A 12,392-nucleotide genomic window follows, 5' to 3' on the forward strand; every position below is an offset into this window, starting at 1 on the left:
GCCTGGCGCAGGCTTGGTTGTCAGCCGGTCGTCCGTGCTGCCGCTGCTCGCCGCCTCCGCGCGTGCTGCCGCCGGTCCATCCACCCGACCTGCGGGCACTCGACCGCGGCCACCCAGCTGCGGATGATCCCAGCGGCAGATGATCATGGATCCGGACGGCGGAACGATCCTTGCGTTCCGGTCGGGCGGAGCGGAAACCACGTTGTTCGAGGTCGGGTTGTCGACGCCAACGGACTGGGCCTCGTTCCTGGAGTCATCCGCGCGAAGAACCCACTCCGGACGGGCCGGCCGTGTCAGCCGGCGGGCACCTCGGCGCTGTGCTGTCGGGTCGCCGGCTCGGCGGATCGGAACTGTGGGCAGGTGTCACCTCCGGACCTGCTCGGGTGGTGTCGGTGGACAACCGATTGGCTGCTGTCTGCCGGACCTTTCTAGACTGTGCTGGCGCGACTCGCCGTCGGGTGGGCCGCAACTGATGTGCTGACCGCGTGAGGAGTCCGATGTCCGGGCCGAACAAGAGCTATGACCCCGTCCAGGTCGCGTCGTTGAGCGCGGAGAACGTCGACGCCATGGTGGCCGAGGCGTTGCAGGCGTTTACCGCGGCGACCACGGTCGCCGAGCTCAAGCAGGCCCGGATCGCCCACTCCGGCGATCGGTCGCCGTTGGCCCTGGCCAATCGGGAGATCGGAGCGTTGCCGCCGGAGGCCAAGCGTGAGGTCGGCAAGCGGATGGGGCAGGCCCGGGGCCGGGTCAGTCAGGCATTGAAGGCGCGCGAGGCGGAGATCTCCGCGGCCGAGCTGGAGCAGCGGCTGGCCGCCGAACGGGTCGACGTCACGCTGCCGACCGAGCTCGTCGGGCACGGGGCGATCCATCCGATCACCGGACTGATCGACCTGATGAGCGACATCTTCGTGGCGATGGGCTGGGAGATCGCCGAAGGTCCCGAGTTGGAAGCCGAGTGGCTCAACTTCGATGCGCTGAACATCCCGCGGGACCATCCTGCCCGGACCATGCAGGACACCCTGTTCGTCGATCCGCCGGAAAGCAACCGGGTGCTGCGGACGCACACCTCACCGGTTCAGGCCCGCTCACTGCTCGATCGTGAGTTGCCGGTCTACGTCGTCTGTCCGGGCCGGGTCTTCCGTGCCGACGAGTACGACGCCACCCACCTCCCGGTGTTCAACCAGATCGAGGGCATGGCCGTCGACAAGGGCATCACCTTCGGTCACCTGCGCGGGACGCTGGAGCACTTCGCCCGGTCGCTGTTCGGACCGGACATGGTGCTGCGTTGGCGACCGTCGTACTTCCCGTTCACCGAACCGTCGGCCGAGGTCGACCTGCAGTGCTTCGTCTGTCACGGCAGTTCGGTGGGGGACCCGGACAACCCGTGCCGGACCTGCAAGAGCGAGGGCTGGATCGAATGGGGAGGATGTGGCGTGATGAATCCGCGAGTGCTGGAGGCCTGCGGGGTGGACAGCTCGATCTACTCCGGCTTCGCCTTCGGGATGGGTGTGGATCGCACGCTGATGTTCCGCAACAACCTCTCCGACCTGCGCGACACCGTGCAGGGTGACGTCCGGTTCAGCCGCTCCCTGGTCGGAGGTGCACGATGAGGGTTCCGCTGAGCTGGTTGCGGAGCTATGCCGCAGTCCCGGAGACTGTCACCGCGCAGGAGATCTCCGACGCCCTGATCCGGGTCGGCCTGGAGGTCGAGACCGTCGACCAGACCGGCGCCGACGTCACCGGGCCACTGGTGATCGGCCAGGTCGAGGAGTTCCAGGAGGAGAAGCACTCCAACGGCAAGACCGTCCGCTGGTGTCGGGTCGACGTCGGCGAGCACAACGCGGGCGGCAAGCCGACCGACTTCTCTCGTCCCGGCCGCGGCATCATCTGCGGCGCCAGCAACTTCGCCGTCGGCGACCTGGTGGTCGTCGCCCTCCCCGGAGCGGTGCTGCCCGGCGGCTTCGAGATCGCCTCCCGCAAGACCTACGGTCACTTCAGTGACGGGATGATCTGCTCGGCACGCGAACTCGGCGTCGGTGACGATCATGCCGGCATCATGGTGCTCACCCCGGACACCCAGGGCCCTGAGCTCGTCGAAGGGCCGGGAATCATCCGGCACCGACCACCAGCCCCACTGACCGTCGGAGCGGATGCCGCCCCGGCGATCTACCTCCGCGACGACGTCCTGGACATCGCCGTCACCCCGGACCGCGGCTACTGCTGGTCGGTCCGCGGCATCGCTCGCGAGGCCGCCCTCGCGCTGGACGTCGACTTCACCGACCCTGTCTCGAAGATCCCTGATCTTGTCGAAGGGTCCGCGGTTCGATCGGCGGGCTACCCGGTCACGATCAACTCCGACGGCTGTTCGATCTTCGTCGCGCTGACGATCACCGATCTCGACCCGACCGCGCCCAGTCCGCGCTGGATGCAGCGCCGTCTGCATCAAGCCGGGATGCGGTCGATCTCGCTGGCGGTAGACATCACCAACTACGTGATGTTGGAGTCGGGGCAGCCGTTGCACGCCTACGACGCGGCCAAGCTGTCGGGACCGATCGTGGTCCGGAATGCGCAGCCGGGGGAGAAGTTGATCACGCTCGACGACGTGACCCGTGATCTTGATCCGGCGGACCTGTTGATCACCGACGACCGCGGACCGATCGGCCTCGCCGGAGTGATGGGTGGTGCGGACACCGAGGTCGACGACAGGACCGATACGGTGGTGATCGAGGCGGCGAACTTCGAGGCCGTCGGGATCGCTCGGACCTCTCGCCGACACAAGTTGATCTCCGAGGCGTCCCGCCGGTTCGAGCGTGGTGCAGACCCGGCAGCCACCTACTCTGCGGCGCATCGCGCAGCGCAGTTGCTGGTCGCGTTGGGGCACGGCCGGCTCAGCTCCGAGGAGACCGTGGCCGGTGCCGTCCCCGCGGCACCGCAGGTCGGCATCGATGATCAACTTCCGGCCCGGATCATGGGTGCCCCGATCGACCACGGCACCGTGGTCGACCATCTGCAGCGGGTCGGCGTGGCCGTCGCCGACGACGGCGAGCGGCTCACCCTGACGCCACCGAGCTGGCGGCCCGACCTGACCGACCCGTACGACTTCGTCGAGGAGGTCGGCCGGATCTACGGCTACCAGCGGGTCGAGCCCGTCGTTCCGAGCCCGCCGCCGGGCCGCGGTCTCAGTCGACGGCAGCGACTTCGCCGATGGATCGGTTCCGCGCTGGCCGACACCGGCCATGTCGAGGTGCTGACCTTCCCGTTCATGGCGCCGACGGTCCTTGATCAACTCGGCGTCCCGACCGACGACGTACGCCGACGGCTGCTGCGGTTGGCCAACCCGCTGTCGGAGGAGCAGGCCGCGTTGCGCAGCACACTGCTGCCCGAACTGTTCGCCGCGGTCAACCGGAACACCAGTCGCAGCATCGACGATCTGGCGTTGTACGAGATCGGCTCGGTCTTCCTTGCGCCGCAGGGCTCCGGCGTCGCGCCGCGGGTCGGGGTCGAACATCGACCGACCGATGACGAGCTCGCAGCGATGGACGCCGCCATCGGCGATCAACCCCGGATGCTCGGGGCGGTGCTGACCGGGCACGCCCGCCCGAACGGCTGGACCGGACGGGCGGAACCGGTGAGCTGGCGGCACGCCGTCGCCGTCGCCGAGATCGCCGCACGTGCCGTCGGTGCGACGATCAGGATCGAGCAGGCCGAACACGCGCCCTGGCATCCCGGTCGATGTGCGGCGGTGGTCGTGGTCGGTCCGGACGGCACCGGGACGTCGATCGGTTACGCCGGCGAACTGCACCCGACCGTGATCGATGACCTCCGCCTGCCGAAGAACACGGTTGCGGTGGAAGTTGATCTTGATGCGCTGATCGCGGCGGCGCCGGAGATCGGCCGGGTCGCCGACATCTCGACCCATCCCGTGGTCAAGCAGGATCTCGCACTGATCGTCGCCGATTCGGTGCCGTCCGCTGCCGTCGAACAGGCCCTGCGTGCCGGAGCCGGAGCGCTACTGGAGGAGGTCCGGTTGTTCGACATCTACACCGGTGACCAACTGGGTGACGGCAGGAAATCGTTGGCCTATGCGCTGCGGTTCCGTGCGCCGGACCGGACCCTGACCGATGCGGAGGTCGCCGAGGTCCGGCAAGCCGCCGTCGATGCGGCCGCCGCGGCGACCGGAGCCGAACAGCGCGTGATCTGAGCAGCGGCCCGGATCCCACGGGCCGGTCGGAGCACGAACTTCGTTTCCTATAGGATTTTCCTGCGGTTCGACGGTCGGATCGCCACGCCTCGAGGAGTACCGCACGACCATGACTACTGCCACGTCCTTTCCCGACTCACCGACGGTCATCCTCACCGGCGCCGCCTCGCCCCGTGGCATCGGCCGAGCCACCGGGTACTACCTCGCCGAGCGCGGCTGGAATGTCGGCATCATCGACCTGGATGCCGACGCCGCCGCCAAGGTCGCCGAGGAGATCAGGGCCGTGCACGGCGTGCAGACCGCCGGAGCCGGTGCCGACGTCTCGCAGGAGAGCCAGGTCCGGGCGGCCTTCGACACCCTCGAGGCGGCACTTCCGCAGTTGGTCGCGCTGGTCAACATCGCCGGCGTCTCGTCACCCGATCCGTACCTCGAGGTGACGCCACAGGAATGGGACCGGGTGATCACGACCAATCTGAACGGCGTGCACTACGCCACCCGTCGGGCAGCGGAATCCATGGTGCGCAACGGTGTCGGCCGGGTCGTCAGCCTGTCCTCGGTATCGGCCCAGCGCGGCGGCGGCACGTACAGCAAGACCGCGTACTCCGCGGCCAAGGCCGGCGTGATCGGCCTGTCCCGGAGCGTGGCTCGTGAGCTCGGTGGCCAGGGCATCACGGTGAACGTGATCTCGCCGGGTCCGATCGACACCGACATCATGGGCGGGACGTTGACCGAGGAGCGCAAGCAGGCGATGGCTGCCGACGGCGTCCTGCCGCGGATCGGTACGCCTCGCGACATCGCCGCGGCGATCGCCTACCTGATCAGCGAGGACGCCGGCTTCGTCACCGGACAGACCCTGAACGTCGACGGTGGCCTCTACATGCACTGAGCCCGATGCGCTGAGCCCGGATCCGTGGTCCGGTGCCGGTTTGCTGCCGGTGCAGTGGTGTCCGGCGGGATCGGGTGTTGTCCGATGCTGAAGCTGTCCACAGGCCGTCCGCTCTGAACCGATTCCGATCCGCTGGGGCCAGCAGGATGGCTTCATGCCTGCTGCGAAACCCCCGATCTCGCTCGACGATGCCCAGCTGCCGTCCGATCGACCGTTCACGCTGGCCGAAGCGCGACGCCACGGAGTCAGCTCGGCCGACCTGGGCAAACTGATCCGGTCCGGTGGGCTGCATCGGCTGTTCCGTGGTGTGTTCGCCGCGCAGCCGATCGGCTCGACGATCGACCGTGCCCGTGCCCTCGCTCTAGCCGTCGGGGACTCGGCGGTCGTCACCGGACGTACCGCGGCCTGGCTGTACGGCGTCGACCTCGATCAACAGACCGCCGGCTATTCGATCGGGCGCCGACTCTGCTGGAATCGCTCCCTGCATCGCTATGCACCCGACGATCTCCGCATCATCGACGGCTGCTGCGTGACGACGCCACTGCGCACGGCGTGCGATCTCGGGCGGACCGAGTCCGAGTATGTGGCGCTCGGCGCCCTGGATGCGCTGTTGCGGCTGGGCGACTTCTGCCATGATCAACTCCGCGATCAGGTCCCCCGATTTCGTGGTCGTTCCGGCGTCGCGCAACTCAGAGAACTGGTGCCCCTCGCTGACGCCCGGTCCGACAGCCTCGGGGCCTCCGCGCTCCGGATGCATTGGATCCGGGCCGGCCTACCGGACCCCGAGCTGAGGCTGCCGATCCTCGCCGAGGGTGGACGGCGGATCGAGTTCGACCTTGCCGATCCGGCGGTGCGGTACGCGGCCGTTCTCGAGCCCGACGACGACCGACCCGATGGCAACCGGCTCGGCGATGACCGGCTCGATCACTGGACCGATCGGACCGAGGATGGGCGGATCGAGGATGGGCGGACCGAGGATGGGCGGACCGTCGGCCGCTGGATCCCTGCCCTGCAACAGGGCTGGTTCGTCGACATCCTCGGCCCCCGCGAGGTTGCGAGCTGGGGGAGCGCGCGGCATCGGGTCGCCGAGGGCCATCGCCGCGCGTCCGACCGCAGGAGGTCGAAGCCGGACGAACGGGTCGGGTGGGACGAGAAGCCGGGGTGGCCGGTCGAGCCGGGGTGGCCCGACGAGCCGGGGTCGCGAGACGAACCTGACTGGCGGGTCGCTTCCGGGTGGTACGACAGGAGCAGGTGGAGCGGGGCAGTGCGATGGAGCGACGCGGACCGGGACGGTTCGGGCGCCGTTGGTCGCGGTTGGTGCCGCGATTGTGGCCGCCGGATCGAGCCGCGGGAGGCCGATCGGGAGTGGGCGTCCAACCATTGGCTTTGAATAGTTATGCAGACCATGGCATGATCATGCCGTGACGAAGTACACAGCGGCGGTGGCCGGAGCCACCGGATATGCCGGCGGCGAGCTGCTCCGGCTGCTGCTCAACCACCCGCAGATCGAGATCGGTGCCGTGACGGCCGCCAAGAGTGCCGGCAGTCGACTCGGCGAACATCACCCGCACCTGGTGCCGCTGGCCCAGCGCGAGGTGGAGCCCACCGACGCCGATCACCTTGCCGGTCACGACATCGTCTTCCTGGCCCTGCCGCACGGCGCGTCCGGTGCAATAGCCGAACAACTCGGCGATGACATCCTGGTCGTCGACTGCGCTGCCGATCACCGGCTGGTCGATCCGGCCAAGTGGCAGCAGTACTACGGATCGGACCACCACGGCAGTTGGCCGTACGGCCTGCCTGAGCTGCCCGGACAGCGGGAGAAGCTCGCCGGCAGCAAGCGGATTGCCGTTCCCGGTTGCAATCCGACCGCCTCGACGCTTGCCCTGCTGCCGGCCGTCCGGGCCGGTCTGATCAACACCGACGACGTCGTCGTGGCCCTGGCAACCGCACCGTCCGGGGCCGGCAAGAAGCTCGCGGTCACCTATCTGGCTGCCGAGATCATGGGATCGGCGACGCCGTACCAGGTCGGTGGGATCCACCGGCACACGCCGGAGATGGAGCAGAATCTCGCCGCCTGTGGCGCCGACGACCCCAAGGTCTCGTTCACCCCGATGTTGGTGCCGATGGCTCGCGGCATCCTGGCCACCTGCACCGCCAAGTTGAGCGACCCGTCGATCGGCGCCGAGGACGTGTACGCGGCCTACCAGCGCAGCTACGCAGAGGAGCCGTTCGTGCACCTGCTGCCCCAGGGCGTGTGGCCGCAGACCCAGGCCACCATCGGCGCCAACACCGCCCATCTGCAGGCCACCGTCGACCCACACACCGGTCGGCTGGTGGCGATCGCCGCGATCGACAACCTGGCCAAGGGCACCGCCGGCGGTGCCATTCAATGTACGAACATCGCCCTCGGCCTGGAGGAGACTCTCGGCCTGACCACGATCGGAGTCGCACCGTGAGCGTCACGACTGCGCAGGGATTCACCGCTGCCGGACTGGCTGCCGGCATCAAGGCGACAGGCAAAGCCGATCTTGCTCTGGTCCGCAACCTCGGTCCTGACTTCACCGCCGCCGCGGTCTTCACCTCCAACAGGGTCAAGGCCGCACCCGTGCAGTGGTCGGAACAGGTGATCAAGGACGGCAAGCTGCAGGCCGTCATCCTGAACTCCGGAGGTGCCAACGCCTGTACCGGTCCCGACGGTTTCGCCGACACCCACGCCACCGCCGAGGCCGTCGCCGACGCCCTCGGGATCGGCGCGATCGATGTCGCTGTCTGTTCCACCGGGCTGATCGGCACTCGGCTGCCGATGGACAAGATCACCGGTGCAATACCGGCCATTGTCCAGCAGTCGAGCACCGACGGCGGCGACGATGCTGCCGAGGCGATCATGACCACCGACACCCACTCCAAACAGGCCACGGCCTCGGGCTCCGGTTGGACCGTCGGCGCCATGGCCAAGGGCGCGGGAATGCTCGCTCCCGGTCTGGCCACGATGCTGGTCGTGATCACCACCGACGCGGTGATCGATGCTGCCGAACTGGACTCGGCGTTGCGCCAAGCGACAGCGGCGACCTTCGACCGGGTGGACAGCGACGGTTGCATGTCCACCAATGACACCGTGATCGCGATGGCCAGCGGTGCATCAGGTGAGGCGGCGGATCGGGCGGAGTTCGAAGCGGCACTGACAGCCGTTTGCCACGAACTTGCCCAACAGCTGCTCGGAGATGCCGAGGGGGCCGCGCATCGCATTGCTATCAACATCCACGGCGCGGTAAGCGCCGACGACGCGATCATGGTCGGCCGGACGATCGCCCGGAACAACCTCTTCAAGTGCGCCATCTTCGGCGAGGATCCCAACTGGGGCAGGGTCCTGGCAGCAATCGGCACCACCGACGCGGACTTCGATCCGGACCAGCTCGACGTCTCGTTCAACGGCATCAAGGTGTGCGTCGGTGGTTCGATCGGCGAACCCCGCGAACTGGTGGATCTCGGTCCTCGGGAGGTCGCGGTCGACGTCGATCTGCACGCTGGCGACCACGAGACCACCATCTGGACCAACGACCTCACCTACGACTACGTCAAAGAGAATGCGGAGTACGTATCGTGAGCATCATCCGCAAGGCCGAGAAGCTTTCCCTGGTGGAGAAGGCGTCCATCCTCACCGAGGCGCTGCCCTGGTTGGAGACCTACGCAGGCAAGACGGTGGTGATCAAGTACGGCGGCAACGCCATGATCGACGAGGACCTGAAGGCTGCGTTCGCCCAGGACATCGTGTTCATGAAGCGTTGCGGTGTGCATCCGGTCGTGGTGCACGGCGGCGGTCCGCAGATCTCGGCGATGCTGGATCGCCTGGGCATCACCAGCGAGTTCAAGGGCGGTCTGCGGGTGACCAGCCCGGAGGCGATGGAGATCGTCCGGATGGTGCTGGTCGGCCAGGTCGGCCGCGACCTGGTCGGACTGATCAACCGGCAGAGCGCGCTCGCCGTCGGCATGTCCGGCGAGGACGGTGGACTGTTCACCGCCACCAAGAAGCTGGCGCGGATCGACGGCGAGGAAGTCGATCTTGGTCTGGTCGGCGAGGTCAGCATGGTGCGGACCGAGGCGATCAACGGACTGATCAGCGCCGGTCGGATCCCGGTGGTCGCCAGTATTGCTCCGGACCGGCACGGGGTGGTCCACAACGTCAATGCCGACACAGCTGCGGCGGCATTGGCGGTTGCCCTGCAGGCCGACCGGATGGTGATGCTCACCGACGTCGAAGGGCTGTACGCCGACTGGCCGAACAGCACCGACGTGATCAAGGAACTGCCGGCCTCGGAGTTGCGCACCATGCTTCCCGAGCTGCAGTCCGGGATGGTGCCGAAGATGGAGGCCTGCCTGAAGGCCGTCGAGGGCGGACTGACCCGCGCTACGGTCACCGATGGTCGGGTGCCGCATGCCCTGTTGCTGGAAGTCTTCACCAATGCCGGAATCGGCACCATGGTGACCCAGGACGGCCTGGTGCGGCTCGGCAGCCGTGTCTTTCCCGCTGCCGCCGGGATACCGCCCGAAGAGTTGGCCAACGGTGAGTACGCCGCAGAGGAGAAGAAGTCATGACCGAGCTCCAGGCCCGGATCGGCGACAGCACAGCTGTCAGTGATCAACTGTCGTCCCCGACCGACCGAGGGTCGGCGGCGTTGTTGAACAGCTACGACCAACACCTGATGCACACCTTCGGCCGCCCCAAGCGGGTGTTCGTCCGCGGCGAGGGATGCTATGTCTGGGACACCGAGGGGACCAAGCATCTGGACCTGTTGTCCGGCCTTGCCGTGAACGCCCTCGGCCATGCCCACCCCACGGTGCTGTCCGCGATCACCGGGCAGATCGCCACGCTCGGTCACGTCTCGAACTTCTTCGCCACACCGTCCCAGGTCGCACTGGCCGAAAAACTGACGTCGCTGGTTGCTGCGGACGCCCCGGCGCGGGTGTTCTTCGCCAATTCGGGCACCGAGGCCAACGAGGCCGCGTTCAAGATCACCCGGCTGACCGGCAAGACCAAGATCATCTCGACCGAGGGATCGTTCCACGGACGCTCGATCGGTGCCCTGGCGATCACCGCCAACGAGAAGTACCGCAAGCCGTTCGAGCCGCTGCCCGGTGACGTCGAGTTCGTCCCGTACGGCGACATCGCGGCCCTGGAGGCGGCGATCGACGACCAGACCGCTGCCGTCGTCCTGGAACCCATCCAGGGGGAGAACGGCGTCGTGGTCCCACCGGACGGCTATCTGACCGCGGCCAGGAAGCTCGCCTCCGCGCACGGCGCCCTGCTCTGGCTGGACGAGGTGCAGACCGGGATCGGCCGCACCGGGTACTGGCTGGAGTCGATGCGCTCCGGCGTCGTCGGCGACATCGTCACCGTCGCCAAGGGCCTGGGCAACGGCTTCCCGATCGGCGCCTGCGTCGCGATCGGGCCGGCGGCCGACCTGCTGGCGCCCGGGTCCCACGGCAGCACCTTCGGCGGCAATCCTGTCGCGTGCATCGCCGGACTCGCCGTGCTGTCGGTGATCGAACGCGACGATCTGTTGGCCAACGCCACCGAGCAGGGTGCTCGTCTGAGTGAAGGGATCGCCGCTCTTGATCATCCCGCTGTCGATCATGTCCGCGGCCAGGGGCTGTTGCGTGGCGTCGTCCTGACCTCCGACATCGCTCAGGCCGTCACCGACGCAGCCCTGGACGGTGGCTTCATCATCAACGCGCCGCGACCCAATGTGCTCCGCATCGCGCCGCCGTTGATCATCACCAGCCAGCAGATCGACACCTTCATCGAGGCATTGCCGACGTTCCTAGGAGCAGCATGACCGACACCCAGCCCGCGTCGCTTCGGCATTTCCTCGCCGACGACGACCTGACGCCGGCCGAGCAGGCCGAGATCCTCGATCTGGCAGCCGACCTGAAGGCCGACCCGTACGGTGCCAAACCGCTCGCCGGACCGGTCAGCGTCGCCACGATCTACGACAAGCCGACGCTGCGCACGCAATCCTCCTTCGCCGCCGGCATCGCCGAGCTCGGCGGATTCCCGATGCAGGTCGACGGCAAGCTCGCCGGCATCGGTGTCCGTGAGTCGGTTCCCGATGTGGCCCGGGTGATCGGTCGACAGTTCGGCATGATCGTCTGGCGGACCTACGAGCAGGCCAAGATCGAGGAGTTGGCGGCCTACGCCGGCGTCCCGGTGGTCAACGCGCTGACCGATGACTACCATCCCTGCCAACTGCTGGCCGACCTGTTGACGCTCCGCGAACACAAGGGCGAGCTCGCGGGCCTGACGGCCGCGTTCCTCGGTGATGCGGCCTGCAACATGGGCAACTCGTGGGCGCTCGCCGGTGCATCGGCCGGGATCAATGTCCGGTTCGGTGCACCCGAGGGCTACTTCCCCGACAGCGACATCCTCGACCGGGCGGCCAAGATCGCCGAGCAGACCGGCGGTTCGGTGAAGGTCGATCATGACCCGGCTGCGGTGGCGACCGGCGCCGACGTGGTGATCACCGACACCTGGGTGTCGATGGGCAAGGAGGATGAAGCTGCGGCCCGGGAGGCCGTCTTCTCTCCGTACGCGGTGACCGAGGACCTGCTCGGGTTGGCCGACCCCGACGCCATCGTGCTGCACTGCCTGCCCGCCTATCGCGGCAAGGAGATCGCCGCCGAAGTGCTGGACGGCCCACAGTCGGTCGTCTGGGACGAGGCAGAGAATCGTCGGCACGCGCAGAAGGCCGTGTTGAGTTGGCTCTACCGGCAGGCCCAGAATGTCCGACCCTGACCGCCGCAGCGGCGGGCCGATCACCAAATCGGCCCGTCATGCCAAGATCATTTCGCTGGTGGAACATCATCAGGTGCGCTCACAGGCCGAGTTGGCAGAGCTGCTTGCCGGTGAGGGTGTGAATGTCACCCAGGGCACGGTGTCTCGCGACCTGCTCGATCTCGGGGCGCTGCGGGTCCGCGGTGAGGGTGGTCAGTTGATCTACGCCGTGCCGGGGGAGGGTGGCGACCGGAGTCCGATCGTCGGCGAGCAGGCGGCCTTCAACGAGAGACTGGCCCGGATGTGCGCGGAGATCCTGGTCTCGGCGGAGGCATCGGCCAATCTGGTCGTGATCCGGACCCCACCGGGAGCGGCGCAGTATTTCGCCTCGGCGATCGACCGGGCGAGCTGGAACAGCATCCTGGGCACCATCGCCGGCGACGACACCATCATGGTGATCACCCGCGAACCGGATGGCGGGTCGGCTCTGGCCGAGGAATTCATCCGTCTCAGCTCGCGCTGAACACCGAAAG

General features: G+C 67.8%; 10 protein-coding genes. All 10 read left to right on the plus strand.

Translation table 11 applies throughout. The features are described 5' to 3' along the window. The first annotated feature begins 497 nt into the window (after positions 1-497). Positions 498-1,610, plus strand: coding sequence for a phenylalanine--tRNA ligase subunit alpha (pheS, locus tag BLU38_RS21335; protein WP_091527419.1), 1,113 nt, complete (start codon positions 498-500; stop codon positions 1,608-1,610). Then, positions 1,607-4,201: a phenylalanine--tRNA ligase subunit beta gene (gene pheT, locus BLU38_RS21340; protein ID WP_091527420.1), complete on the plus strand. Its 2,595-nt coding sequence runs from the start codon at positions 1,607-1,609 to the stop codon at positions 4,199-4,201. Before pheS ends, pheT begins: the two co-directional genes overlap by 4 nt. Before the next feature lie 109 nt (positions 4,202-4,310). Next, the gene (locus BLU38_RS21345) at positions 4,311-5,087 is read left to right on the plus strand and encodes an SDR family NAD(P)-dependent oxidoreductase (RefSeq protein ID WP_091527421.1); all 777 of its coding nucleotides are present in this window, start codon (positions 4,311-4,313) and stop codon (positions 5,085-5,087) included. A 154-nt stretch (positions 5,088-5,241) separates the two neighbouring features. After that, positions 5,242-6,477, plus strand: a complete 1,236-nt coding sequence (locus BLU38_RS21350; protein ID WP_091527422.1) for a type IV toxin-antitoxin system AbiEi family antitoxin domain-containing protein — start codon at positions 5,242-5,244, stop codon at positions 6,475-6,477. Positions 6,478-6,508: 31 nt separating this feature from the next. Beyond that, positions 6,509-7,546: an N-acetyl-gamma-glutamyl-phosphate reductase gene (gene argC, locus BLU38_RS21355; RefSeq protein WP_091527423.1), complete on the plus strand. Its 1,038-nt coding sequence runs from the start codon at positions 6,509-6,511 to the stop codon at positions 7,544-7,546. After that, positions 7,543-8,694: a bifunctional glutamate N-acetyltransferase/amino-acid acetyltransferase ArgJ gene (gene argJ, locus BLU38_RS21360; protein WP_091527424.1), complete on the plus strand. Its 1,152-nt coding sequence runs from the start codon at positions 7,543-7,545 to the stop codon at positions 8,692-8,694. Before argC ends, argJ begins: the two co-directional genes overlap by 4 nt. Continuing rightward, complete coding sequence (argB, locus tag BLU38_RS21365; protein WP_091527425.1) at positions 8,691-9,683, plus strand: acetylglutamate kinase; 993 nt, start codon at positions 8,691-8,693, stop codon at positions 9,681-9,683. Before argJ ends, argB begins: the two co-directional genes overlap by 4 nt. Then, positions 9,680-10,924: an acetylornithine transaminase gene (locus tag BLU38_RS21370; RefSeq protein ID WP_091527426.1), complete on the plus strand. Its 1,245-nt coding sequence runs from the start codon at positions 9,680-9,682 to the stop codon at positions 10,922-10,924. The genes argB and BLU38_RS21370 overlap by 4 nt, the downstream gene beginning before the upstream one ends. Further along, positions 10,921-11,880 carry an ornithine carbamoyltransferase gene (argF, locus tag BLU38_RS21375; RefSeq protein WP_091527427.1) on the plus strand — a complete coding sequence of 320 codons (960 nt, stop codon included), beginning with the start codon at positions 10,921-10,923 and terminating at the stop codon, positions 11,878-11,880. The genes BLU38_RS21370 and argF overlap by 4 nt, the downstream gene beginning before the upstream one ends. After that, on the plus strand, positions 11,867-12,382 hold the full coding sequence (locus tag BLU38_RS21380) for an arginine repressor (RefSeq protein WP_091527428.1): 516 nt from the start codon (positions 11,867-11,869) through the stop codon (positions 12,380-12,382). The genes argF and BLU38_RS21380 overlap by 14 nt, the downstream gene beginning before the upstream one ends. The last annotated feature ends 10 nt before the right edge of the window (positions 12,383-12,392 follow it).

This window comes from Microlunatus soli, from assembly GCF_900105385.1.
Taxonomy (GTDB): Bacteria; Actinomycetota; Actinomycetes; order Propionibacteriales; family Propionibacteriaceae; genus Microlunatus; species Microlunatus soli.